The sequence below is a fragment of the Vibrio sp. ZF 223 genome, from assembly GCF_003050585.1.
Lineage (GTDB): Bacteria > Pseudomonadota > Gammaproteobacteria > Enterobacterales > Vibrionaceae > Vibrio > Vibrio crassostreae.
This window is the reverse complement of sequence record NZ_PIGB01000009.1, coordinates 144821-171172: the sequence shown is the minus strand read 5'-3', so window position 1 is coordinate 171172 and position 26352 is coordinate 144821. Positions and strand designations below refer to the sequence as shown.

The 26352-nt window shown below is 43.6% G+C and carries 22 protein-coding genes and 1 pseudogene; 11 read left to right on the top strand and 12 right to left on the bottom strand.

Annotation, left to right across the window (positions count from 1 at the left end):
- Window positions 1–489: 489 nt before the first annotated feature.
- Window positions 490–1179, top strand: coding sequence for a response regulator transcription factor (locus CWO13_RS17350; RefSeq protein ID WP_102432661.1), 690 nt, complete (start codon window positions 490–492; stop codon window positions 1177–1179).
- The gene (locus tag CWO13_RS17345) at window positions 1172–2521 is read left to right on the top strand and encodes a sensor histidine kinase (RefSeq protein ID WP_102432662.1); all 1350 of its coding nucleotides are present in this window, start codon (window positions 1172–1174) and stop codon (window positions 2519–2521) included. Before CWO13_RS17350 ends, CWO13_RS17345 begins: the two co-directional genes overlap by 8 nt.
- A gap of 134 nt (window positions 2522–2655) precedes the next feature.
- Here the strand turns inward: CWO13_RS17345 and CWO13_RS17340 are convergent, their stop codons facing one another.
- The gene (locus CWO13_RS17340) at window positions 2656–3186 is read right to left on the bottom strand and encodes a GNAT family N-acetyltransferase (protein ID WP_102432663.1); all 531 of its coding nucleotides are present in this window, start codon (window positions 3184–3186) and stop codon (window positions 2656–2658) included.
- A gap of 225 nt (window positions 3187–3411) precedes the next feature.
- Here CWO13_RS17340 and CWO13_RS17335 point away from each other — a divergent pair, with 225 nt between their 5' ends.
- Entirely contained in the window at window positions 3412–4677 is a 1266-nt protein-coding gene (locus CWO13_RS17335) for an HD-GYP domain-containing protein (protein WP_102432664.1), read from the top strand.
- A gap of 146 nt (window positions 4678–4823) precedes the next feature.
- Here the strand turns inward: CWO13_RS17335 and CWO13_RS17330 are convergent.
- A pseudogene (locus CWO13_RS17330) lies at window positions 4824–5147 on the bottom strand (PTS sugar transporter subunit IIA); the annotation flags it as partial.
- Window positions 5148–5334: 187 nt separating this feature from the next.
- Between CWO13_RS17330 and CWO13_RS17325 the strand changes: the two are divergent.
- From CWO13_RS17325 to CWO13_RS17310, 4 genes are all read left to right on the top strand, one after another.
- Window positions 5335–5955, top strand: coding sequence for a hypothetical protein (locus CWO13_RS17325; RefSeq protein ID WP_102432665.1), 621 nt, complete (start codon window positions 5335–5337; stop codon window positions 5953–5955).
- Between the two features lie 446 nt (window positions 5956–6401).
- Window positions 6402–7610, top strand: a complete 1209-nt coding sequence (locus tag CWO13_RS17320; RefSeq protein WP_102432666.1) for a NupC/NupG family nucleoside CNT transporter — start codon at window positions 6402–6404, stop codon at window positions 7608–7610.
- Between the two features lie 296 nt (window positions 7611–7906).
- Window positions 7907–8176, top strand: a complete 270-nt coding sequence (locus CWO13_RS17315) for a hypothetical protein (RefSeq protein ID WP_102432667.1) — start codon at window positions 7907–7909, stop codon at window positions 8174–8176.
- A 45-nt stretch (window positions 8177–8221) separates the two neighbouring features.
- A complete protein-coding gene (locus CWO13_RS17310) occupies window positions 8222–8833 on the top strand; it encodes a class I SAM-dependent methyltransferase (protein ID WP_102432668.1) in 612 nt (203 codons plus the stop codon).
- 113 nt (window positions 8834–8946) lie between these two features.
- Here CWO13_RS17310 and CWO13_RS17305 read toward each other — a convergent pair whose 3' ends face one another.
- Window positions 8947–10113, bottom strand: a complete 1167-nt coding sequence (locus tag CWO13_RS17305; protein ID WP_108083283.1) for a DUF3541 domain-containing protein — start codon at window positions 10111–10113, stop codon at window positions 8947–8949.
- Window positions 10114–10396: 283 nt separating this feature from the next.
- On the opposite strand from CWO13_RS17305, the gene CWO13_RS17300 reads away from it, so the two are divergent.
- Both CWO13_RS17300 and CWO13_RS17295 read left to right on the top strand, forming a co-directional pair.
- Window positions 10397–11752, top strand: coding sequence for a diguanylate cyclase domain-containing protein (locus CWO13_RS17300; protein ID WP_102432670.1), 1356 nt, complete (start codon window positions 10397–10399; stop codon window positions 11750–11752).
- Window positions 11753–11915: 163 nt separating this feature from the next.
- Window positions 11916–13556, top strand: coding sequence for a DEAD/DEAH box helicase (locus CWO13_RS17295; protein ID WP_048659043.1), 1641 nt, complete (start codon window positions 11916–11918; stop codon window positions 13554–13556).
- Window positions 13557–14100: 544 nt separating this feature from the next.
- Here CWO13_RS17295 and CWO13_RS17290 read toward each other — a convergent pair.
- Complete coding sequence (locus CWO13_RS17290) at window positions 14101–15630, bottom strand: DUF3612 domain-containing protein (RefSeq protein WP_080967367.1); 1530 nt, start codon at window positions 15628–15630, stop codon at window positions 14101–14103.
- A 169-nt stretch (window positions 15631–15799) separates the two neighbouring features.
- Here CWO13_RS17290 and CWO13_RS17285 point away from each other — a divergent pair, with 169 nt between their 5' ends.
- Window positions 15800–16396 (top strand): malate synthase, encoded by a 597-nt coding sequence (locus CWO13_RS17285; protein WP_048608941.1) that lies wholly within the window; start codon window positions 15800–15802, stop codon window positions 16394–16396.
- A gap of 127 nt (window positions 16397–16523) precedes the next feature.
- On the opposite strand, the gene CWO13_RS17280 is transcribed toward CWO13_RS17285, so the two are convergent.
- From CWO13_RS17280 to CWO13_RS17250, 6 genes are all read right to left on the bottom strand, one after another.
- Entirely contained in the window at window positions 16524–17540 is a 1017-nt protein-coding gene (locus CWO13_RS17280; RefSeq protein WP_048659046.1) for a GGDEF domain-containing protein, read from the bottom strand.
- 455 nt (window positions 17541–17995) lie between these two features.
- A complete protein-coding gene (cspE, locus tag CWO13_RS17275; RefSeq protein WP_004730009.1) occupies window positions 17996–18208 on the bottom strand; it encodes a transcription antiterminator/RNA stability regulator CspE in 213 nt (70 codons plus the stop codon).
- 361 nt (window positions 18209–18569) lie between these two features.
- Window positions 18570–19847, bottom strand: a complete 1278-nt coding sequence (locus CWO13_RS17270; RefSeq protein WP_102432672.1) for a cytosine deaminase — start codon at window positions 19845–19847, stop codon at window positions 18570–18572.
- 9 nt (window positions 19848–19856) lie between these two features.
- The gene (gene codB / locus CWO13_RS17265; RefSeq protein ID WP_102432673.1) at window positions 19857–21095 is read right to left on the bottom strand and encodes a cytosine permease; all 1239 of its coding nucleotides are present in this window, start codon (window positions 21093–21095) and stop codon (window positions 19857–19859) included.
- 833 nt (window positions 21096–21928) lie between these two features.
- Window positions 21929–23152, bottom strand: a complete 1224-nt coding sequence (locus CWO13_RS17255) for an HlyD family secretion protein (RefSeq protein WP_102432675.1) — start codon at window positions 23150–23152, stop codon at window positions 21929–21931.
- Window positions 23146–23496 (bottom strand): hypothetical protein, encoded by a 351-nt coding sequence (locus CWO13_RS17250; RefSeq protein WP_048659050.1) that lies wholly within the window; start codon window positions 23494–23496, stop codon window positions 23146–23148. Before CWO13_RS17250 ends, CWO13_RS17255 begins: the two co-directional genes overlap by 7 nt.
- Before the next feature lie 132 nt (window positions 23497–23628).
- On the opposite strand from CWO13_RS17250, the gene CWO13_RS17245 reads away from it, so the two are divergent.
- Window positions 23629–24636, top strand: coding sequence for an AraC family transcriptional regulator (locus tag CWO13_RS17245; RefSeq protein ID WP_048659051.1), 1008 nt, complete (start codon window positions 23629–23631; stop codon window positions 24634–24636).
- A gap of 9 nt (window positions 24637–24645) precedes the next feature.
- Here the strand turns inward: CWO13_RS17245 and CWO13_RS17240 are convergent, their stop codons facing one another.
- Window positions 24646–25572: an urea transporter gene (locus CWO13_RS17240; RefSeq protein WP_108083282.1), complete on the bottom strand. Its 927-nt coding sequence runs from the start codon at window positions 25570–25572 to the stop codon at window positions 24646–24648.
- A gap of 80 nt (window positions 25573–25652) precedes the next feature.
- On the bottom strand, window positions 25653–26312 hold the full coding sequence (locus CWO13_RS17235) for a pyridoxamine 5'-phosphate oxidase family protein (protein WP_108083281.1): 660 nt from the start codon (window positions 26310–26312) through the stop codon (window positions 25653–25655).
- Window positions 26313–26352: the final 40 nt, after the last annotated feature.

The window sequence follows — 26352 nt, the reverse complement described above, 5'->3', positions numbered from 1 at the left end:
TGAGTGAATATTACGTTAGGAACTTATCGCTTAACAGGATCTGTCGCGTGCTCAATAATGGAAAACACTGGCTTATTAAATAAGTAATCGATTTCTTTTGATTTAAGACTCGAGCTATAGGTTTATTAGACTGATTCGTTGTTATTTTATAGTGTTATTCACTGATATGAGCTGAGTGTGCGGATAGTTGATTTGATCGGAATTTGTAAACGCCTTAAATGTAAGTGCGCGTAAGAAAATAAAGCAAATGTAAGTGAGCGATAAGCGCATAAAACACGTCAACTCTTCCCTCATCTGCTATAGCCTTTATGCTACAGCCTTTGTAAAGAAAGGCTCAGTGGTTGCTAAATTCCGTATTTTGTAAACGTGCATGTACAAAAGTGATTACTATGTTTTGCGTACGGTAAAGTTAAGGCTCTAATAACAATATTGATGATATATGACCAGTATATATACTGCCCTCGCTTTTAATAAATACTGGTGATAGGAATGTCAAAAACCAAAGTGCTCATTGTTGAAGATGACCAAGAGATTGCTCGTTTAACTACGCTTTACCTCGAAGCTGAAGGCTACAGTGTTAGCGTTGTTCATGAAGGGAATTTGGCACTTGAAGCGATCCGAAGTATTGAACCTGATTTAGTGCTGTTGGACTTGATGCTCCCAGGCATGAGCGGCGCACAGATCTGCCGTCAGGCTCGTGAGTTTTACAATGGCATGATCTTAGTGCTAACAGCTTCTGCCGATGAAATGAGTGAGGTCAGCTTATTCAAGTTTGGTGCGGATGATTATGTTGCCAAGCCGATTCGTGGCCATGCTTTATTAGCCCGAATTGAAGCGTTATTGCGTAGAGCTGCGCCTGCTGCAAAAGCGCCAGAAACTGCGGCTGAGAAGCAGTGCGATATTGTCATCAACAGTGCGGCTCAAAGTGCCACCTTGTATGGACAAAACCTCAAGCTTACCTCTGCTGAGTTTGAAATCTTAAACCTCCTTGTGAATAATATCTGTCAGGTAGTGACGCGAGATCAGTGCTGTCAGCTATTTCGAGGGATCGATTACGCGTTTAACGATCGTTCGATTGACATGCGCGTTTCTGGTTTACGCCGCAAGCTGCGCATTCATGCGAAAGACAAACAGCTGATCCGCACGGTTCGCAACAAGGGGTACATGCTGGTTGCGTAAGTTCATTACTGCGAAACTTCGCTCGGTTTCAATGTTTGCTCGTTTGTACCTTGGGATTGTGACGGGAATGTCGGCAACGATATTTTTGTTTTGGAACCTTGGTGAAGGGCACATGCGAAGAACCGAGATTGAAACCTTCCTCAACGACGGTATCTACTTTGCTGAGCAGTACACTCGCCAACACAATCAAGAAAACTCACTCTATAAAGAACTCGATAGAATAGGCTACCAACAATTTTATATCTTCAATTTACGCCTGTTGGAAAATTGGTCGGGCGAAGCGCCTTGCCAACGATGTGAGTTATACACCACATTGAATGGCGTGCCGATTTATCTGAGTGACAACAATCTCTATTCAGCCGTTTTTCAGTTGCCTAATTCTCGATTTAGCTTTGCATTCAGTGAGGTAGGAGATTTCTTCTCGCCAGACATTGAATGGTATGAGGATTCAGAACGTCACTTTTTGTTAGGGCTGTTACTGGCTGTGATTGTGGCGATTGGAGCAAGTGTTTACTTACCTGTGAGGCGTTTTCAAGAAAGAATAGAGCAGTTAGTCGAGAAGCAGAAACAGTTTGGTAAAGGAAAGCTCAGTACTCGCTCTGAATTGGACGAAATTCACCCTGTGTCTGATTTGGCGAGCAGCTTTAACTTCATGGCTGAAGAGATTGAAAGCAAAGTAAAACAAAGTCATATCTTCGCTCAAGCTATCCCACATGAAGTGCGTACGCCGTTGAGTCGTATTCAATTGGCAACCGATATCCTAAGAAGGGGAGCACCAGATAATCATCAAGTTCTTTTCGATGACATTGATACTTACATTGAGGATATCAACGACCTTACATCCGAAATTATCATGCTGTCGAAACTGAACGTTATGGATAACTCCTTCTTTGAACTGGTAAAAGTGAGAGCTAGCCTGCTTGAGTATTGTCTAGATAGGATTCGCTATTCTCAGTTGGATAACGTGACCTTCGATTCTAAAGTTCAGCAAGAAAGCACGATAAAATGTGACTGCTCGATGGCGCGCTTGGTGTTTGATAACATTCTTAAGAACGCAGGCAACTACACACAAGACAAAGTGTGGATGACACTGGATGAGAACTCAGAAAACTGGCTGGTGGTGATTGAAGATAATGGTTCTGGAATCCCAGCAGAGCGACGCGATGAAGTGTTTCTTCCTTTTTCTCGTTTAGATTCAAGTCGTACATCGGCAACGGGAGGATTGGGGTTGGGTCTTGCGATTGCTCTATCGGCCGCTAAAAAGCTCTCTTGGGACATCAAAATTGATGACAGTAGCCATGGTGGAGCAAAGTTCAGTATTGTGATTCCTAAGACCTTATAACTGGGCGCTTTGAGAGTTCCCTAAGCTCTAGGTCTCGGTTCTAGGTCTAGTTTCGGAGACAACAAAGCCACGGTCGAATACCGTGGCTTTTTAGTATGCTCATTTACCAAGAGGTGAGCGCTTGGGACGTAATGCTAACAACGGTGAAGGCCGTAAATAGCATGGTCAACGATGCGACCATTTAAGTTCTCATTGCGCGTGATGATGCCTTCTAAGGTGAAATGTAAGCGTTCACAAACCTTGCGACTGCTTTGGTTGCCCGTTGCGGCTGATATCTCGACCTTTTCCATATCTAACTCATTGAAAGCAATATCAATCAGCTTTGCGACCACGCGGGTAACAATCCCCTTTCCTTGATACGTTTCAGACAGCCAATAGCCTATCGTGACTTTCTGCTTATTGTGGTCAATGGTGTTGAAGCTACAGTTACCGACGATATTATCTTTATATACAATCGCACAGGTCATGCTTTGGCCCTCTGCATAATCGTGCAGCGAGCGTTGGATGAAGATCCTAAAGTCTTGCTCGGTTTTACAATGTGGCGGCCACACGAGCCATTGGCTCAGGTACTCATTCTGGCTTTGTGAGATTTCCGCGTAGTGAGAAGCGAAGCTCTCTTCAACCAATGCGATGGATAGTTCGTCATCAATAACTGTTTTAAACATGTCTTTCCTTTTCTTAGGGCTGCTGATTTACTGGATCTTAGTCGGCAGGATATAATGTCGCATGATTTTTAATATGCAACCACTTGTAGCACGGAGTTTTCGTGATACGTTAGATCTATCACGAAACTCATTAAACCTTACAATAGTTGTGTATATAATCATTAGCTATGCATTAGTATTGGCAGCCTAAATATATAAAAACTATAAAAATGCTAGGCTTAAATAATGAATCAACATTGCCAGGACGTGACCGTAGACCTAAGGAAGGCTCTATTCGGTATTGCTAAGGCGCTTGATAACGTCGGTTTCGAAAGCAAAAATCATGGACAGAGGGTGGGTTACATCGCGTATCGGTGTGCTCTGAGTGTGGGGTGGGAAGAAGAGCAAGCACAACTTGCGTTCTCATTGGGGTTAATTCACGACTGCGGAGTATCGCAAATTGACGAGCAGCGTAGTTTGGTTTCAGGGTTCATTCCTGACTCGAGTTACCACCATTGTCAAAAGGGGTACCAAATTCTAAAAGAGTGCCCGGTTCTTTCTATATTCGCTAAGCCGGTGCTTTATCATCATACCCCTTGGACTGACTTAAAGACTATTCATATCAGTGAGTTAGAAAAAGAGCTAGCTGCTATCGTGATGCTTGCCGATAGGGTTGACTACTTGTATGGCATTACCTCTTCAGATCGTTATGGAAATCTCACACCCGATGGCAAAGCGAGCATCATTGAATGTTTAACAGAACAAGCGGATGAGATGTTCGAAACCAACCTTGTGCAACACATGTGTGAGTTGGTTGATTTGGATGATTTTTGGTTCTCGATGGAGATCCCTTACATTGAAAACATGAGGGATAACTTTGAACCTGTGCCATTCTTCTCTCAACAAATGTCGCTGGACGAGACGGTGGCCTTTGCCGAATTTATTGCCAATGTTGTGGATACCAAGAGCTCGTTTACCTTTAAGCACTCTTTGAAAGTTGGGCAGCTTTCAGAATACCTCGCCAAACAACTGGGTTATTCCTACACCACTCAGCGCAAACTCTATTTAGCAGGTTTGGTTCATGATATCGGTAAACTGCAAACCCCTAACGATATTCTGCATAAGCCGGATTTACTTACTGAAGAAGAGTATTGCTGTATTAAGCGCCATGCTACGGATACTCGATTTGCATTGCAGGAGTTGTTCAGTTCACCTCAGGTTTGTCAGTGGGCATCTAATCACCATGAAAGGTTAGATGGTTCGGGCTACCCTATGGGCAAAACGGCTGAAGAGTTGGATCAACCGAGTAGAATTGTTGCTGTGGTGGATGTGTTCCAGGCATTAACTCAATCTCGCCCTTATCGCGCAGGCATGACGCTAGAACAGACGATGGCTATTTTGACGGACCACGTTGATAACTTTAAGCTGGATAGAGAAGTGTTTGAGTGTCTTAAAAAACATGCGCAATACTGTTTTGAATTATCGACAGATAAAAGAATGTACGCGTTTTAGCGCCAGTGAGTCTTTTAGATGCGTGACTTCCTAAATCACGCTCGATGAAAAATGACTTAATACCAAAAACAGAAAAGCGATAGCCGAGGCTATCGCTTTTTTAATGGGGGGCTTATCAGATCAATATCAGGATCGTTAGAGCGAGATTAGTAGCGCTTTAAGATCTCGATGATCGCTTGCTCAGTTTCCGCTGCGATAATGGCATCAATGTCATCATCATTTTGGAACAACTCTGATAGCGCCATAATCGTGTGGATGTGGCTGTCTGAGTCCATTGCCGCCAGAGTAATTGAAAGATAAACGTCACCGTTGTCTTCCGACTCTAAATCAACACCCTTCTTGAATACTGTCACTTGCAGTGATGCTTCGTTCACACCATCTTCAGGACGAGCATGAGGCATCGCAATTTTTGGTGCTAGAACATAGTACGCGCCGATGTCCTTGTGCTTTTGCTTGATAGCTTGAACATAATCTGTTCATTTCATAACGTTCCGTTACAAGCCCCTGTTATTGGCTGATGACTCAATAAATTTAACCCGATGTGTGAGCGAATTTATATAAATAACAATTATGTAAAATATTGATTTGATGAATGTTTACTCATTAAGTCGATTTTTGTTAGAACAGCCTATTCAAAACAATAAGATAGGTAAATCTATGAAAAAACTCGTCAGTTTACTGCTCGCTGCAGTATCGTTAGGGCTTTCTGGTTGCGCAACGGTATTAACAGCAGAACAAAGTGCGCCTCAACTCAATGAAGTTCCACAGGAAAAAGCGTTGACCGTCGCTGTAATCGATAAGAGACCATACGTTCTCGATCATGATAAAGAGCCAAAATTTGAGGGAATTATTCGCAGTTCGTTAGGTATTCCTTATACCTACAACACGGCGACACAGCAGCCAATGTCTCAATTTTTGACTGATAGATTGGTAGCTGGCTTGAAGAAACAGCAAGTAGCGGTCGAGTCCATTGAGACAACACCTGAGGAGGATATCACCAAGGTTGCTGAGCAGATGAAAGCGTTCGATAACAAATCGATGATGTTCGTTTTGAATGAATGGAAGTATGACTTCCACGCATTTACGGACAACTCTTGGTACAACGTTAACGTGATTATTTATGATGAAGCTGGCAAGAAGCTACTCAGTAAAAACTTCCAAGGGGAGAATGATGTGCCTGATGGCGGTGCAATCATCAATGAGATGCAACTGATCTACAAACAGCGCTTTGAAGAGATATTCCGAGATGCTGAAGTGAAAAGTGCTCTACTAAACTAGCCATTCCTACTTTCTAACATATTTTGAAAAAGCCACATCGTGTGGCTTTTTGTTTTAATCGCGTTTTTATTTCTCTTATTTCTTGCTGCTAAAGTGAATTATCACGGTAAATAGTTCGATTTTGTGTGTTTTATAACCGCGCGATCGTTTGCGTTAAAAAAATGTGATGAAAGTCTCACTTAACTGTTTATACTTCTTTTCCGGTTTTAAGCCGGTGCTTAGCCAATACAAGCCGTCACATGGATATGTGAATGACCCCACGGACCGGACCAGCTACGTTCCACTGCTTGTATAAGGTGATTTTTTACATGAACAACTCGTTGTTACATTCGCTAACCCTGTTAGCTCCTTCATCGCGTAGCGTTTTGCTTGCGGTTCTTTGTCCTGTTCCTTTGATGTCATTTGCTTGGCTCATGTTCACTCTTTAAGGATTACTAGGACACATTATGAATATTCTATTTGGTTTTGTCGGTGTTCTTGCACTGATTGCTTGCGCGTACCTGCTATCTGAAAGTCGTTCTTCGATTAACTGGAAAACGGTCTCTCGTGCTCTATTACTTCAAATCGGCTTTGCGGCCTTGGTATTGTATTTCCCATGGGGACAATTGGCGCTAACAAGCCTAAGTAATGGTGTTTCTAGCCTGCTTGGTTTTGCAGACGCTGGTATTGCTTTCCTTTTCGGTGACCTTGCTACTGAAGGCTTCATTTTCGCGGTTCGCGTACTTCCAATCATTATCTTCTTCAGTGCTTTGATTTCTGCGCTTTATTACTTAGGCGTCATGCAAAAAGTGATTCAAATCTTGGGCGGAGCGGTGCAAAAACTACTGGGTACAAGTAAAGCTGAATCTCTAGTTGCTACAGGTAATATCTTCCTTTCTCAGGGTGAGTCTCCTCTTCTTATTCGTCCTTTTTTAAAGTCTATGACTCGTTCGGAACTGTTTGCTGTAATGGCAGGCGGTATGGCGTCGGTAGCGGGTAGTGTACTTGGTGGTTATGCGGGCCTTGGCGTTGAGCTTAAATACCTTATCGCAGCAAGCTTTATGGCGGCTCCGGGTAGCCTGTTAATGGCGAAGATCATTGTTCCTGAGCGCAGCACACCGAGTGACTACGACCACATCGAGCTCGATAAAGCTGACCAAAGCAACGTGATTGATGCATTGGCAAGTGGCGCGATGAACGGTATGAAGGTTGCGGTAGCGGTTGGTACTATGTTGATTGCCTTCGTGAGTGTGATTGCGATGGTCAACACTGGCCTAGAAAGCCTAGGTGAAACGTTCGGTTTTGCGGGTATTACACTGCAAGCTATCTTCGGTTACCTGTTCTCGCCTCTTGCATGGCTAATCGGTATCCCAAGTGATGAAGTGTTGATGGCGGGTTCTTACATCGGTCAGAAGATCGTTATGAACGAATTTGTTGCTTTCATTGACTTCGTTGAGAACAAAGCTCTGCTATCTGAACACAGCCAAGTAATCGTGACTTTTGCTCTGTGTGGCTTTGCTAACATTGGTTCTATCGCGATTCAGTTAGGTTCAATCGGTGTCATGGCGCCAGAGCGTCGCGCTGAAGTTGCTAACCTAGGTTTGAAAGCGGTAGCTGCTGGTACGCTAGCAAACCTAATGAGTGCATGTTTAGCGGGTATCTTCATCCTTCTTTAAGCTAGGTTTAGCAAAAACAGCTAGATTCACTAAAAGCGGGCACCTTACTTACGAAGTTTATGTAAGAAGGGTGTCCGTTTTTTATGCCTGCTCGTTAAGTTCATTCGGACTTAACGACTTATCTTATTACTTCTATATCGTTTTACGCTCACTCGGAAGAGTAATAGAGCAAGCCTGTTTTATCCGATATACTTGAATATCATTAGGTTGCGATTAATAACGTTCGGTTTCAGCTGAGAACATTCGGTTTTGACCAGAACAAAAGCAACCAAGTCCAATTATTCAAAGGTCTTCCCATGAACATGCGCGTTCTCATTGGTCTTATCACCGCCTTTATCGGCTTGTTTGCGATGGTTTATCTTATTGCTGGTGGTACTCAGTTTCCTATTTCTCAGTGGCCGCAAGAGGCTTATCTCGGTTTGGTGTTCAGCGTCGTGTGGGGCACAGGCGTAGCGGCATCGGTGGCATACTTCTTCTCAGCATTGGTGTTTGTGACTATTGCCGTGGTTTGTTATGCGATTGGTTATAAAATCGGTGGACTCTTTTCTTCAAGTTCTAAAGCTTAATCTCATTAAGGTGTGCTGATGTTCATTGAAGTGGGGCAGATTTGAATGCACTGGCTCGATCGTTGGAAGGTGTATCGCTATCATCGGAAACAGACTAACCGCTCGAATGGCGACAAGGCTAAAGCTTTAGGTTGGACTAGCGAAGAGAGCCAATTGTGTCGCTTTGAAGTGATCGCTCGTGCGGCTGACTTTGATAAGAAGAGCGTTTTAGATTTGGGCTGTGGTTATGGCGAGTTGTTTGAATTGCTCGACTGCATCTACCGCATTCAATCTTACACCGGTGTTGACCAACACGCAGGCTTTCTAAAGAAGGCGAAGCAAAACTACACAGAAGATCGTTGTCGGTTTTTGTCTGGTGATATGAGCAAAATGAACCTTGAGGCCCACGACATTGTTATCGCTAGTGGTTCACTGAATTATACCTCTCGTGATTCCGACTACCTGACAAACATGATTACTCGCATGTATGAATTGGCGAATCAGACGGTGATTTTTAATCTTCTCAACTCAAGCCAATATCCTTCACGTAATACCTTGATGAGTTATCACCCTCAGGGCGTATATCGCTTCTGTAAATCACTTTGTGAGGATGTCTCTTTAATAGAAGGTTACGCAGAAGGGGATTTTACTATAGTGATGAACAAAGTCTGCCTCTGAACTCAAACTTAAGCCAGAGCGAAATGATGGTATGGTAAGAATTAAAAAAGCCGCAGGCCTCGAAAGGTATGCGGCTTTTTGGGTTCTAAGACCAACCTCGGCTAGGTATGTTGCTAGTTCTTCAGCGGTTGGTTTTTAACGAGTCCGTAAGGGACGTTAGTAAACACCTTAGGGTTGCCTTCATAAGTCGGCGCTTCATTTACTTGCTGCCAATCGAGTAGCATGATGGCTAACACGTTGCGGTGCTCACCATACTCCAGGTCAAAATCGCCAGTAATTGAAGGGATCATGCCCTGTTTCTCATCGATTGAGGCTTGAATCGCGAGTCGAGTTTTCTCTACTACTGGATCATCTTCTAAACCTGCCAATAAGAAGGTTAATCCAACCTCGGCAATCACATCCTCTTTCGCTCGAAGCAGAATCGTATCGATATTTTCTCTGAAGTAATCGTAGATCCATTGATGATCTTGTTCGCTTACTCGATGCTGATAGTATTCGGAATCGCCAAAGATCACGTGTGTCATACCATAGATCTTGTTGCCAAATTGCTGGCTCGAAAGCTTTTTGTCTTTGTCGTCTGGATATGCTTTCTTGAAGGTAGCGACGAACTCATCAACGACATCCTGTTCACCCAGCTGGCGCAGCCAGTAAACCTGATTCGCTAATTGAGCCGCCCATGCTTTCACCATGTCTTGATTGGTCACGTATCGTGAGAAGTCATAGCGACGAATGATTTCACGCAGCTTGGCATCGTTTTTGTGCTCTAAACCGTACTCATTGGCGCGCGCCATAGAGCCAAGAAGGTCAACGCCAAGGTACAGGTATTCAGGCATGTGCTTGGTGATGTTGTAGCGTCGAACACTGCGCTCATCGTTATCGCCAACATAAGATGCAACGCGCTTTTCTGAGTAGAGTACGATTTGTTCCATGGTTTGAACGTCATTCGACAGGGTGCTGAGCTTGCTTGCCACTCGCGCCATGTCACTCCACACTGCAGCCGAATACTTATCATCTAATGTCTGGCGATACATGCGCAGCCCGTAGTGGCCTTCTTTGAATGCTGGCAGAGTGTAAAGCTGGTTTTCGTAGGTGGTGCGAATGAGGTCAGCAGATTGCTTGAAAGATTGTTCTTGAGAATTGAGCGAATCGGCTTGGGATTGACCATTCGGTACGCTTGTTGCTTGCTTATTCTCTTGTATGTTGAGCGTATCTTGTGCGTGAACGGCAACCGCAACTGAGGCAGATAGCAATGTGCACAGTGTGAGAGTTTTTAGCTTCATGTTGTGAGGTACCAAGCTGATTGTTAGTCTATGTAAAATAACATTGATGAATCCTTTAATGTAAGCCTTGAGTCAATACAATGTAAGCTTTATAAGGTTCACTAACCCTTTTTGATTAAACAATGAGTTTAGCTCACAAGCCTGAAGTGATGAATGGCACAATATTTGATACATAGTCGACGTTAGTATGGATTTTTAATGACTTAGCGGCATACTGGACCTATAAGCCAGAAATGAGCCGTTATAAGGCAGTATATAGAACAATAGTGTTAGAGGTTCGTAAATGCCAAGTGGTTCTAGCAAGCAGTGGTCTGCCAAAGTAGTATCTTTTCTTTTTTTCCTTGCGATAGTAAGCGCGATTGAGTTCTTTCACGCCAAGCAATTAACTTTTCTTAAGAATGAATCGTATTCTGAGGGAAAAAAACGATTATCCATCATTCGTTCTCGGATCGAAGCCGCGATCGTGTCAGATATGTATATCCTCAATAATTTCTCTACCTTAGTGACCATCAATCCTGATGGTGAGGTAAAAAATTGGGATAAGATTGCTGAAAATATTATTAAAGATGGTTTCCATATTCGACTTATTGGGCTCGCCAAAGACGACATTCTAAACTTCGTTTACCCTATGGAAGGCAATGAGCAGATTCTCGGTATTAATTATCGTGATTATCCAGACCAATGGGAGTCCGTTGAGATAGCCCGTAACCTTGGCAACACCTTTATTGCTGGTCCTTTTGAATTGTTTCAAGGTGGGCAAGCCCTCATTACGCGCACCCCGATCTTTCGAGACCCGCCTTTCAATCAAGATTACTGGGGTGTATCCAGTGCTGCTATTGGCTTAGATGAACTGTTTGAAGATGTCGGAATCGGGAAGATCGAGAACAAGTACCAACTCGCGATTCGCGGCGCAAACAGTTCAGGTAAAGATGGCGCTATCTTTTATGGCACTCAGAATGTGTTCGATAATGCGTTTGCCACCGAACAGGTAAGCTTCCCATACGGTGGTTGGTATCTTGCTCTCTCCGGAAACGAACATGTATTGATGGATGAGCCTTGGTACCGAATCCAAGCGGTAAGGCTGGTGGGCTACTCAATAATGTTAGTGCTGGCGTTTGCCTTCTTTACTATCTATCGTCTGTACCGCATTGCAGATAGCCGCTCAATGCATGATGAGCTAACGATGTTACCGAATCGTCGATACTTTATGTATAGCCTCAAGCAGGCCTTTAAAACTACTCAAAAACAGCGAGCGAGAACGTTTGCCGTTGTAAATATCGACCTCGATGGGTTTAAAGCGATCAATGACACTTATGGTCATGCAGCTGGCGATCAGGTATTGATCGAGTGTGCAAACCGAATTAGGAGTGAACTACGAGTTTCAGATATCGTCGCAAGGATAGGCGGTGATGAGTTCTTAGTTTTATTGCCACGCATAATCGATGATCAACACGTATCTTCGATCGTCACTAAACTACGAAAGACGATATGCGCGGCACCAGTTGTTTACGAGGCGCACTCTATTTATCTTCGAATTAGTGTTGGTTGGGTTATTCATAATAACAACTACAATGATGTCGATGCGCTCTTGAAAGCGGCGGATGAAAAAATGTACGAACAGAAGCGACAAGTTATCTAGGTTGAATTTGAGCTGCGATTAGAATTTAGTTGCTGAATGTGGGGAAAAGCCTCAGAATACCGCGCTTTGCTCCATATCAATGTATTTAGCGAGCAAAAGCTGAAGCAACGCACTTTTTAACGCGTTGCTCATACTAAATGTTATTCAACTGAGAAAATAATCTATGAGTTTTACCTCCCTTGGCCTTTCTGAACCTATCCTTAAAGCTATTGAAGCACAAGGTTACGATAAGCCATCACCAATACAAGAGAAAGCCGTACCAGCTGTCCTAACGGGCAAAGATGTTATGGCCGCTGCTCAAACAGGTACAGGTAAAACTGCAGGCTTCACGCTACCTATTCTTGAAATGTTATCAAAAGGCTCTCGCGTACGTCAGAACCAAGTTCGTGCGCTCGTGTTAACGCCAACTCGTGAGCTTGCTGCGCAAGTAAATGGCAGCGTAGTGAAGTACGGTATTAACTTACCACTTACTTCTACGGTTGTGTTTGGTGGTGTGAAGATTAACCCTCAGATGCAAAAACTGCGTAAAGGTAGTGATGTGTTGGTGGCGACGCCGGGTCGTCTACTTGACCTATATAACCAAAATGCCGTGCGTTTTGACCAACTAGAAATCCTAGTGTTAGATGAAGCGGACCGCATGCTAGACATGGGTTTCATCCGTGACATCCGTAAGATCTTGGCTTTCTTACCTAAGAAGCGTCAGAACCTATTGTTCTCTGCAACCTTCTCTGACGATATCCGTAGCTTGGCAAAAGGCTTGGTGAATAACCCAGTAGAGATCTCGGTAAGTCCTGCAAACTCTACGGCTAAAACCGTTGAGCAAAGCATCTACCCAGTAGATAAAAAGAAAAAGAGCGCAATGCTAGCGAAGCTGATCAAAGATAATGATTGGCGACAAGTGCTGGTGTTCAGTAAAACAAAACACGGTGCAAATAAGCTTGCTCGTTTCCTTGAAGAGCAAGACATCACAGCGGCGCCTATTCACGGTAATAAGAGCCAAGGCGCACGTACCAAAGCCCTAGAGAATTTCAAAACGGGTAAGGTTCGAGTACTTGTAGCGACAGACATCGCAGCACGTGGTATCGATATCCCACAACTGCCTCAAGTGGTTAACTTCGATCTTCCACATGTATCAGAAGACTATGTACACCGTATTGGTCGTACTGGCCGTGCTGGTGAAGTAGGCAAAGCGATTTCATTGGTTTGTGCTGATGAAGTGGGTGAGCTGTTCGGTATTGAACGTCTTATTCAACAAGTGCTAGAGCGTCGTGAGCTTGAAGGCTTCTCGCCAGTAAACAAGCTGCCTGAGTCTCGTTTGGATACACGTCCAATCAAGCCTAAGAAGCCGAAGAAAGCGAAACAACCACGTGAACACGCAGACGGTCAACGTTCTGGTGACAACGCTCGTGGTCACAAGCCAGCAGGTAAGAATAAGCGTCACGTACCGGGTACAGGGTCTGCGCCAAAGCGTAAGCCAACGTCTGGAAAGAAGCCAACTGAAAACAATTCAACCGCGACTGGTGAAGATAAATCAGTAAGAAACAATGGCAGTAACTTTAAACGCGGCAATGCGGGCAATAAACCTGCTGCAAATAACGCGGGTTCTCAGAACACGCTGAGCAAACCAAGCGGTGCGGGTAAATCTAACGGTACTGGTAAGTCAAACAACGCGGGTAAACCTGCAGGCAAGCCTAAGAAGTCCGGCTACGGCGGTAGCTATGGTCCAAGCAAGTCGTCAAATAAGCCGGCGGGCAACAAACCTTCACCATCGAGAAGCCGCTCTAAGCCAGCTCCTCAGAAATAGAGTCTCTAGATAGACTATAGAGGTCCAATGACGAGAATGTTTTTTAGGAGAGTTCTCGTTAATTAGTGACTATCTAACTCAAATAAGCGCGAATATTGAATTTCAATGTTCGCGTTTTTTTATGGGCGTTGTTTATGTTTAGTAACCGTTTATGTTGAATAACCTAGGAGAGGTTAATCGCTGTTTAAAGTGATTGAACCTATGGGAAATACGGCAATTTTGGGAAGGGTAATGAATCTTTAATAATTTATTAATAACAACATAATCACTAGCATTTTTGTGGATTCTTGCAATTTGCAATTCCAGTTTGCAAAACAAACAAGAATTTAAGGCTAATACGTGTCCAGATGCGTAGTAAATACGTATTTTAAAAGTTGGCACGCATGCTGCATTAGTAACGGTGACCCTTCTTAAGCCGAGGGTCACCTAGCCAACTGACGTTGTTAGTGAACCTTTATTGTTCACACAAAATATATGACCAATCACCCTTTTGTGATTGGTTTTTTTTTGCCTGAATTTTAGGTTCTATTTTTGTTATTACTTTTTACCCACCACACTTAGAATAACAGCTTGGTTGGCGTGGGCATTCTCCACCTCTGGAGCAGATAAGCCTCGCCTCTGTCTCTATCCCACGTTCAATCCAATTTATATTTAGAATCTTGGCTATTGTCGTGAGATCTTTCTTGATGTTACGCGGTATTGCTACAGAGCCGCCATTGTTGACGCATGACGCCTTAAGTTGCTCTGCTATTTCTCTCGAATTACCACCTTGAGCATCAATCGCTGGATTGAGATCTATACCAGCACACAAAACGCGATTGTTACCCGCAGGATCCGTCATATTGATGGATTCACAACAGTAGATTCTTGGCTCATCACCCACATTTAAAATGGAGATTTGAGCAGAGCTACCCGCTCGGGGTTCAGATAATCGACGGAACACAGCCCAATGTTGACATGGGTCAGCGACTGTTCTCATATTTCCCCAAGGCAATGGAATCCCGTTCCCGCGGTACACCGCCTTGAGTTTCCCCGGCCCATAAGCATCAAAATAGTGCCAGTGAGGGTAGGGCGATACTACCGTCATTCGACGCATCGCAACAGAGGGGGAAACCCCTGCTCTTTGGTGAACGTCGATTTCGTAACCAGTACGGTCGAGCAGCTGTCTGAACGGGACTTTCGGGCATAACAGAGCGCCAGCAAAGAAGCTGGATTCAAAGTCACGCCATGCTTGAAGAATGTCTTGAGAGTTGAGCTGGGAAGAGCCTGAGACTTGATTGTCATCCCATGTATTGTTGTTACCGACCGACAACACACTCTTTAATCCTTCTTTGCTATGCAAAATGCAATGGCCAATATAAACCGAGAGGTCGTATTTCAGGCGAGTTGGGTATTCTTTAAGAATCTCGTTTAAGAAGATTGTACCCGGAGGCTCAAAGAATGATGTAACCAGTTGCTTGGCATTAATACCGAGCTCATCAACTACGTCTTGCGGCGTTCGCGTTACCCAACGGATGTTGATTCCAAGGGTTCTAGCGATGTCTATAAGGTCTTCTACGCTGAGGTTGAGACGTTTTAGGCCAACTTCCTCTGCAGCGCGTTCAAGGTCAGGGAAGTGGTTCTGGTTGCTCTCTTGGTGTGCCCTAATCAAGAGGTGTGCAAACTGACGGCCTGAAATCCCCGTTTGTGACAGCATCTCAGGAATCGCAATTTGCAGGATGTCGTTGGAGAAAAGAAAGCTAGGCTCGAGTGCCATGCCACTTATCCCACCACGATTCCCTTTATCAGGGGCAATGGCTTGTTGTTCAGATTCATCGTCGAGGAACCAGGTTGGGTTCTTCTGAAAGACCTGCGCAATCACTTCCAGCATATCGATGCTTGGAACCCGCTTTCCGCGTTCAATCATTGAAAGGTAAGAAACGGAAGGTGCGTATTCTGGGTTGATTCTAATACAACGCGCAGACAGATCTTCCATCGTTAAATGGTTACGTTTTCTTAGGTTACGTATTTTAGTACCTAGGAAGTGTGACTGACGAACTAAACTTTTTGACAAGGCCATATTTGTAAAATTCACATTGTAAAATTTTTGTTGTGAAATTGTATGTAAAAAAGCGCTAATCTACAAACTAAGCAATTCACAAAATGACAAATAAATTAAACGTTAGTTTGGAATAATTGCTCTAGGACACATTTTTGCTGTAGAAATCGGTGGTTATCACCGGACTGGTCAAGAGGGAAAGACTATGAATATGCTTACATTCGATAAAACAGAAATCCAAAAACAATCAAAGCCATTTATCGCTGAAGCTGTCTTTGCCGTGGAGACAATCAGTGCAAACCAGCAAACTGAAAAGCAAGTGAAAGCAAAGCAGCTGCTTGATCGACTATTCCCACTAGAGAATGGCTCACATCAAGACGTAACCAGCTATGTAGTAGATTACCGTCATATCATGGCTTACTTTAAAGATGGTCAGCACAGCGGTCTAAAGCATCCTAAACAGTTTGTAGCGTACATGGGTGAGAAGAATGACCCAGACTCTATCTTGTTCAGAGATGGTAGTGGAAGCCACCTAGAGGTGATGTTTGGTTGCCATAAAGGGACAGGTTGTATTGAACTGGTAGAAATCGATGATATTCAGTTGGAGTCATGCACCACGTTTGGCCAATCACCAATGGAAGCAACAACCACAATGCGAGAAGAGACCATTGCAGCGATGCGCCACTGGATCAGTTTGATTCAAGGTGATGCAAAGGGCAAACCAAAGGCATGCAGCGAAGATAAAGAGTTCAGAGCAAAGAGTGGTGAAGATTACTGCCTGAATTACTGCTTCCAGATCTAACGGTGAACCCTAGGTAGCTAAATCAATTTATACAGCTAAAGAAAAAGCCCCGAAGATAATGTCTTTGGGGCTTTCTAGTTTCAATACGAGCCGACTAATATGTCGATACGAGCAGTGATGGTGTGTCTTACAAAGGCATTACTCGGTTACGCCCCAGTGATTTTGCTTCGTAAAGCAGCTTATCGGCTCTTTCGATCAGCGATTGCGCTGACTCTCCGGGTTCAAGTTCAGCGACACCAAACGATGCGGTGATACTACCGACTTGTTCACCACTGCGACGGTCTTTAATCGACAGCTTCTCTAGAGAGCGTCTATTAGTATCCGCGAGTTGGCGAGCAATACGTAAAGACTTATTAGGTACAATGAGTGCGAACTCTTCACCGCCAAATCGATAGGCAGAAATACCTTCTCGACAACTTAGCTTCAGCTTGCGAGCAATCCCTTTAAGAACCATATCGCCAAACAAGTGGCCATAGGTGTCGTTGAAGTTTTTAAAGTGATCGATATCAAGAAGGATCAAACATAGAGATTGTTTCGCTTCACACAAGGTTTCTATATCACGGTCAAAAGAGCGACGGTTATAGAGTGTCGTTGTGCTGTCAAAGAGCGCATCTTTCTGAACTTCCACCAACTGGGTTTTAAGCTTGGTAATTTCTGATGTAGCAGAGTTCAGCTGAGAGTTTAGAAACTGAGTAGAGTGACGAATATGACGAGACTCAGAAACTAGCTGACGAACCAAAGACATGACTTCGTCGATCGATAAACTTTCATTATCAACACGAGCTAAATCTTCGAAGCTTTTATCTATCATTTCTGAAAAAGCAGAGGTGTCGGTCAGTGTGTCGTTCATCGAGTTAGAAACTTCAGAAACTAACAACTCCAAATTAGCGCGAAGGTCGTTGATATTGGTTTCGGATTTACTCGCAACATAATTGTTGTAAAGCTGTTCACCAACAGCTGGAGGGCAAATGCCGTAGTGTTCTAAAACACCATCCATGTCTTTAGTTAGCTGCGGGATAGCATTATCGACATAGGTGTACCAAAGTGCGTAATTTGCAGGTGTGGTGGACACCCTGTTCTTCATCATAAGAGGTACCGCTTTTTTTAGATTAGCGGTGGATTTCTGGAATTCGTCTTTTTTCATTATTGTTACTGCAGATACCAAACTAACTCAAGCCACTTGTCGACAAGGTTAGCGGATTTCGCAGGTCTTTGCTTTAAAAATTATATGATTAATGGATGAGGATTGGATAAATAACTCGTTTTTATTATGAATATCGATTGCGCAATCATAAATTGAATCTAATAGATTGTTCTTTAATCATATTTTTAGTTATTCACCGTAGAACATAGGCTGAATTTTGTATCAAAGCTTTTGGCAAAAGGTGGACTCAGTGACCTTAAAGTGGTTTTTTATGTAGCGAAGTAAATTGACGGCATAGCTTGAATTGGGAGAACTTTGATTTAGAGGACTTGCGCTGATAAGAGTAAAACGAGTGAAGCTTTGTATACAGAAGGGAGGTGGAAATATTTATAAGCAGATACAAAAAAGCGCCGATAAAAATCAGCGCTTTAAAATTCTTTTTAGCTAAAAGCTAATTATTGAGCAACAACGTTTGCTGCTTGTAGGCCTTTTTGACCGTTTTCAACTTCGAAAGAAACCTTTTGGCCTTCTTTCAGAGTTTTGAAGCCTTCAGAAGCGATTGCACGGAAGTGTACGAATACGTCAGCACCGCCGTTGTCTTGAGAAATGAAACCGAAACCTTTCTCTTCGTTAAACCATTTTACAGTGCCAGTATTTGTGTTAGACATAATTTGTCCCTTATTCATAAATTTTCTAAATTGTTGATTGCATTACTGCAATGCGCTGATAATTGAATTATTTAATATTGCTAAGAAATAAGGAAAAACTACTTACAAAAACGGGTAACGATTTTACATGTCATTTTTTACTATTCATCTAACTTAAATAACTCCGGCTAACAGAGCGAGTGCATGTTAACACAGTCTTTCCGGTTGTACACTCATTGATTGAGAAATCAGCGAGTTTTTTTGTCATGTTGTGCTTGTTAACAAAAATCACCTAGAACAGCTGATAGTTTTATAAAATTACACGCTGTGACAAAATGAAAAGGAAGCCTAAGCTTCCTTTTCATGATTAGTATAGACGATATTAACGCTTGAAGTTGATATCTTCAGTCTGATCTAAGTTAATTTTTGTTTTCGCTGGCTGAGTCTCTGCAATCACCTTACCGTGGCGCACTGAATACTGCACGGGTACTTGGCGACGCACTGCATCAAAGCCATTGTCAGCAGGAAGAATCAGTAGGCTACCTGGCTTACCTTCTTCGATACCGAAGTTGTCTTGGATGTTCAATGTGCGAGCAGAGTTTTTGCTGATCAGATCAAGCGAGTTGTTGATTTGGTCGTAGCCCATAACCTGTGTTACGTGCAGTCCCATGTGCAGAACTTGAAGCATGTTCGCTGTACCCAGTGGGTACCACGGGTCAAACACATCATCGTGGCCAAAACAAACGTTGATGTTTGCTGCTAGCATCTCTTTCACACGAGTCACGCCACGACGTTTCGGGTAATCGTCAAAACGGCCTTGTAAGTGAATGTTCACTAACGGGTTTGCTACGAAGTTGATACCAGACATCTTCAATAGACGGAACAAGCGAGAAGCGTAAGCACCGTTGTAAGAACCCATCGCAGTCGTGTGGCTTGCTGTTACCTTTTCACCCATCTCAAATTTATGAGCAAGGGCTGCCAGTGTTTCAACAAAGCGAGACTGTTCGTCGTCGATTTCATCACAGTGAACGTCGATTAGGCAGTCGTACTTGCGTGCAAGTTCGAACACGTAATGCAGAGATTCAACACCGTATTCACGGGTGAACTCAAAGTGTGGGATAGCACCGATAACGTCAGCGCCGATCTTCACTGCTTCTTCAAGCAACTTTTTGCCGTTCGGGTATGAAAGAATGCCTTCTTGAGGGAATGCGACGATCTGAATGTCGACCCACTCTTTCATCTCTTCACGAACTTCAACCATCGCTCTTAACGCAACTAACGTTGGATCAGATACATCCACGTGAGTACGCACGTGTTGAACACCGTTAGCGATCTGCCATTTCAGTGTTTGCTTCGCACGCGATTTTACGTCTTCAATTGATAGCAGTTCTTTACGCTCAGCCCAACGCTCAATACCTTCAAACAAAGTGCCAGAGATGTTCCAGTTAGGTTCTCCAGCTGTTTGAGTCGTATCTAGGTGGATATGCGGTTCACAGAAAGGAGAAACGGCAATGCCACCTTCAGCATCAAGGATGTCACCTTGATGATTGATTTGTGCGTCATTATCGAGAATGCGAGAAAATTGACCATTTTCAATCAGAATCTGTTTCAAGCCCTCTTGGTCTTGAAGTTTCGCGTTCTTGATTAATAAGGTTGTCATAGTGTGTCCTTAAGCGGCCTGAGATTTCAGAGCTTTTTTGTTCAATAGAGGATTAAGCACGAGGTAACTGATTGCACCACCTAACACTGCGTTCAAAGGAACAACGCCAGGAAGGAAGTGACCAGCGGCTACGCCTGTTGCTACCGCGATAATGCCAGCCCAATTAACGGTTTGGAACTCTGCATTTGCAAAATCTTTGTAACGTTTACGGTTTGCGAAGAAGTCAGCGATGATTACGCCACCAATTGGTGGAATCGCCAACGATAGGAAGGTTAACCAACCTACGAAGTGGTTGTACAACCAAAGCGCGAAAATCGTACCGATGATGCCGTTAATGATAGACATTGTAGTACTTGAGCGACCAGTAATGTTAGATAAACCAAGGCCAGATGCATAAAGTGCGTTTTCATTGGTTGTCCAGATGTTCAAGCCAAGCACGATGATCGCTGGAAGCAGTAGTCCTTGTGCAATCATCACATCTGAAATGTCTGATTGGCCTGTTGCTGCTGCGCCGGCTGCGCCGAAGATAAACATCAGCGAGTTACCGATGAAGAATGCAACCATAGTAATCAATACTGCGCTTGCTGGCTTTTTACCAAAGCGAACAAAATCGGCCGTTAGCGTACCCGCACTAACAAATGAACCTACAACCATTGCTAAGGCCATTGAAAAGTCCATTGGAGTTTCTGGCTCAATCAGTTGTAGCTGTTCTAGTCCGCCAACGCTGTCTACCGCAGTCAACACTGAGTAACCACCTAGAATAGCAATCGCTGGAACAGCAATCGCTGAAAGCACCATTAGCGCTTTAATACCGAAGTACACCGTACCCGTCATCAAAAGACCTGACACAATAATCAAAGTGTTGGTATCAATGCCTGTGGCTTTCTGTACCGGAATTGCGAACATTGCTACGCCGACGCCAAACCAACCTACTTGTGTACCACCAAGTAGAGCAGAAGGAAGCCATGAGCCTTTTGTACCGAAAGAGAAACGAGCTAGGAGGTGAGTGGAGAGGCCAGTAGATGAGCCGATGTAGCCAAGAAAAGAAGTGTAAATACCAAGAATTAGGTTACCGATGAGAACGGCGAGGAAGAAATCATTGAATGAGAGGCCTGTCCCGAGTGAACCACCTGTCCACATACTTGCAGAGAAGAAAGTGAGTCCAAGCATTACCATGGTGAGTGAAGCGACTCCTTTCCTAGCCGATGTAGGAACCGGCCCTAGACTGTAGTTATTATCAGCAGCCATTTTTTACCTCCGCAAATGATCAAAATTAAAATTAACGGTCGCCGTATTGCAGGCAAACGTGCGCATTATGGTGATATAAATCACATAGTCAATGCTAATTTTGTCAATAAAGGCGCTTGAGAATCAGTTATCATCTTAAATGCCTTGTAAAACATAGGGTTATTTTCTCCATTTATTTCATGAAAATAAATAGAAAACGTTTTCCATAGCGTGTTGGGTATCTGCTATCGATAGTTGGCTATGAATGTTGATTGTTATGCGATTGAATGGGTGTCTGTATCGAGAGGTGGGCGGTTAGTCAAACGGCAGGCAAAAAAATAGCCAATCGCAATAACCGCAATTGGCTTATATATTTTGTGAACAAGAATAAGGTTCACTAACAACGTCAGTTGGCTAGGTGACCCTCGGCTTAAGAAGGGTCGATTTATACATTGCAGGTAGCGTGCCAACTTTTAAAACCTCGAATATAGGCTGTTTAATAGCAATTTGGTGCGTATTTGGGTGTTTTATTCGCGTTTTAGAATTATCCTGTCGCATTATGCAATTGCGATTTGCAATTTAATGATAGTGTTGGGTGATCTAGGTGTTGATGATCTAGTGTCGCGATGAGATGAGATGAGATGAGATGAGATGAGATGAGATGAGATGAGATGAGATGAGATGAGATGAGATGAGATAAGAAGAAAGGCGAGCACAGCGTGTCTCTGAGTTCTTTGCCTTCTATGGACTCTTCCTATGCCTAAAAATATGGAATTTTGTGCAAGCAAGCAACCAAAAAAGCCCGTGCGATTTGAGATCGCACGGGCTTTGTCTTGTTTTGCTTATCAGGCATATTAGATAGAGTAGAAGAAGTACAGCTGAGACTTCATTCTAATGATGATCCCGCGTATTACATCTAGGAACGCCATGAAGCTAATCGGTTTCTCACCACTTACCCACGCTAACCCGACAGAACCAACAGGAATATCGTAGCCTTCTGTTTCATCGATCTTTAAACGTACAAAGTGGTGCTTGTTCTGAAGGTTCCGACCTGTGGTGACACGCACCTGTTCATCGATACCGAGCAAGCTCGCCTGTGCTTCACCCGTCGCCTCAACAATACCTTCTACGGTTGCCGAGAATATCTTGCCAGGGTAAACCGCCGTCGCAAATTCTGCTGGTTGGCCGACCTTAATATTACGAATCGCTTGGTGGTTAACTCGCATTAGCACGTACTTCTCTTCGGTGTACATTTGAATACGAGGCATCATTGAAACGCGCTGACCTTCACGAAGAATAAAGTTCGTTACAAAGCCGTCAGTCGGTGCCGTGACTTTGGTGCTGTTAAGATCCCATTGTGCTTGAGCCAAGGTTGCTTTCGCTGAATCCACTTCTGTTTGTTGTTTGCTAACGTTAGTTTCGGCTTTGTGAATGTCGAGTTTCGCGTTTTCTGCATCGACCTCTTTCTTGCTCAGTTGAGATTCTAACGTAGTCACATTGTGAGTCGCCAAATCTACCTTTGCCGTTTGTTGGTCGATGTCAGTTTCAGTGATTGTGTGTTGTACGACACTGTTTTGCTTCTGGTAACGATCAAGCGTTTTTGATTGCAGTACTAAATCTGTTTTCGCTGACTCAATTTGTGCAATTGAAGCTTTGATGTCTTCTAGCGCTGAGCGATAGCTAACTTTAGCAATGCTCACTTCTTGGCGAGCCGTGTCTAAAGCGACCTTTGCTGACTCAAGTTGAACACTTGCTTTGTCTCTTGCAATCACATATTTGGTGTCGTCAATCTCATAGATCAGTTGTCCTTCTGTCACATCTTGGTTGGGATGGATATGGACTTTCGTTGTTTTACCCGACACATTGGTTGAGTCTGGACGCAATTGAATGTGCGGAGACTGAACAACCGAACCGCCCGATAAATCCATCGGAGTAAAGTTGAGTAGGCCGACCCACACAAACAATAGCCAAGATGTACCACCTAGGTACGCGAATGCTTTGGTGCCTTTGTTCCAAGGCATACCAATAAGTCTGAGTAAATAAATGAACAGTGCCCAAATTGCTAAGCCTTCTAACATACTTGGCTCTCCTCATCTTGCTTGTCGGTCGTTGCCTGTTCCTTCGGTGCTGCCGGAGATTTCCATGTATCTCTTAGGTTGATGATGGCTTTTTCCATATCAACAAATGCCAAGATTACAGCGAGTACCCATACCCAGTGCCATACGAAACCAATCCATGTTAATGCGGTAATCAAACCCAGCTGATGATGATCTTTACTGTGAGCTTTATTGATTGGTAATTCATGAACACGCCAGAACCCGTAACATGCTGCCGCGATGGTTGCGACCAACACTACGCCAGCCACGACGTGTAGTGCAGTATCTGCACCTGTTCCGACAAATGGGACACTAAGTAAACTCATTGATAAACCCTAGGTTAAATTGAGCGCCGAGTGTGATTGATATCAGATTTAGAGGTTGAAAATTTACCAATTACTTTAATAATGGTGTCAATATGATTTGATCTGTAATAGTGACTTCTAGGTAGGGGGCTAATGAACAACTGTAACTTCTTAAGAGCATTGGGTATTTTGGGTATTTACCAATACGCAATGACCAATAAGGCCGTGAATACCGAGCAATTAGGTATTCCTAAATCGGTGTTTAATAACCCGATGAACCTTATTCCCGTTAGTGAAGTGGACAAATGGTATGGTCTACTTGAAGAGCAAACTAATGATCCGGATATCATATTGAAATTGGCTGATCGTGTAGATATTGAAAGATTAGGCCCGTTAACCAATTGGTTTTTTTCTGGTCACGATCTTGCGTCGACGATCCGCAGAGTCAACATCGGACTGCATTGTTTACAGTCGGGTGCTTTCTTATACGGTGCTCAAGTCGGAACCATGATTAAATGGTGCTACGACAATCCCGCTTACACGGAAACGGGCAAAGTACATGACTCGATAAGAGTGGCCATTTTCATTATGAAGATTTTGCGCCGTTATTTAGGGGATGGTTTTAAACCCATGGCGGTATCAATTGCCGGCCATCGAGATAACGTTGATCTCTACCATGAGTATTTCGGTTGTACGATTCAATGGGGGCAACCTCGTACAGAGGTTTGGATACGGAGTGAGTTGAGGTTGTCTATTAATCAATCGCCAAGTGTAGGTAAAATGGGGCTGGCGATGAATTTTCACGACCTAGACAACTACCTCAATATGCCAGATGCCGGTGATGAACATAAGGTGACTTATGAGATGATCAACTACAGCCGCCATTTCGGTTTGCCGACTCTGCATAAAGTTTCTAGCCTTCTGGGGTTATCTGAGCAGCAGTTTCAGCGACGTTTACACAAACGGGGTGTCAATTTTTCTACCATAATGGGTTATGCATTGAGTAATGTTGCGGTGGAATTGTTGAGTTATAAATTGCCCATTGAAGATGTCGCTAAACGCTTAGGCTATACCAATACTGCCAGCTTCAATCGAATGTTTAAGAAACATCGAGGTTTAACGCCAAAGCAATATGTCGAGAGGTTTTGGACGGATCTATAGTTTATGTTTTTAGGCTAGACTTCGTTTCTGTAACAAGCCTGATAAGTAAACCACAGCCCAAGTACTCAAAATGAAAGGCGCTGTTAATGGCAGCAGTGCCAAGGTGTGAAAGCCTAGGGTAATAAGGCAACTCAACAGCATGCCTAATAGGATTAGCGGCCAAGGAATTCGTGGATAGAGCACAAGTGCTAGAGTTGCAAGAATGGCGTTGTAGCCATAAAGACCTTGCTTGATCAGTTCGTTGTCAGCACCAACCAAAGAGCTAAATAGGGTACTAATAAACACCGCAAGCAGTATCCAAACAGCGTGCATGAAGCTGTTCAGTGCGATTGCGACCAAGATAACCAATCCGGAAAACTCATTATTGATAAAACTGACTTGGCTGATCCCTTTTAGCATGGTCACCACAAACGTTGGTAAGTAGTTTTTCACATCTGTACCGATATCAATGAGTGGCATCAACGCAATGCTTGATGTTGAAAATGCAGAAAGCTCGAAGGTTGATTGGACAACATAAATTCCCCAAGAGGTGATAACAAAGGCGCTGGTGTAACCGCGGTACTTTTTAAAGCTAAACACTATTTTAGCGATTGGTACGGTGAGTAGGGCACCGAAGACTGTCACAGCCGCTAGTATTGGGGTGACCCCAAAGAAGTTACCAATGAACAAACCGATCAGTGCGCCATTTAACGCATACATACCACTGTTAAGATCATTCGTTGGTTTGTTGTTGGTGTTAATGCTGTTATGGGTATAGCGAGCTAATATGTAGCTGCAGCTGACACCGAGTATAGTTAAACAAGCCAGTGGAATTGATTCAATAGAGATAGCTAGCAATAACAAAAGGGATGTTACAGCAGATGGTGTGAAATAGACTTGCCCAATACCATTGAGCAAGCCTTGAAGTGGAAGAGTGTCCTTATTCGTGTTCATCATCTGGCGACAGAATTTCATTATGCTAAATTTTTGATACGCCAGATTGTATACAATTATTCTTGGTTGACCATCTTCGTGTGTTAATTCTGATACCAACGTTCACCATAGGCTTGTTGGTAACCAGGTGTTTCAATAATACCTTCTTGCTCTGGCACTGTTTCTAGTGGCCCTACTACCGTTCGATAAGGTAATACGCCAGCCCAGACTGGGATATCCATATCAGTCTTATCATCATTCACGCCATGTTTACCAATTTTTACGGAGGCTTCTGTTAAAGGAATCGCCAATAGCTCGGTTGCGGTGAGCTCTTTATCATTACTTAGCCTGACTTCATCGGTTCTTCCCGGTGCGATTTGCTCAATAAAGATATTCAGCAAGCGATCCTTTTCTTGGTTGTCATCAATAACTGAAAAAGACCCCAGTACCACTGCAGAACGATAGTGCGCACTGTGATGAAATGCCGAACGAGCCAATACCCAACCATCGAACAGAGTGAACGTTAAGCAGGTTGGTTCTCCTTTCTTTAGCCCTTTCAGTAAGCGACTGTTTTTAGCCCCATGAATGTAGACCATGTCATCCACTCGCCACGCGAGCATCGGGATAACCATTGGGCCTTGTTCGCCTTGCAATGCAATGTGTGCGATTAAGCTCTCATCAATGATTTGGTGCAGTTTCTCTTGTTCAAATACGGCTTTGTGAGCCCCTTTTTTAATCGTGGTTCTTTTCGTGTTAGATAACATAATCGCTCCTTAATCATTGCCTTTTGATTAATGTAGCGAT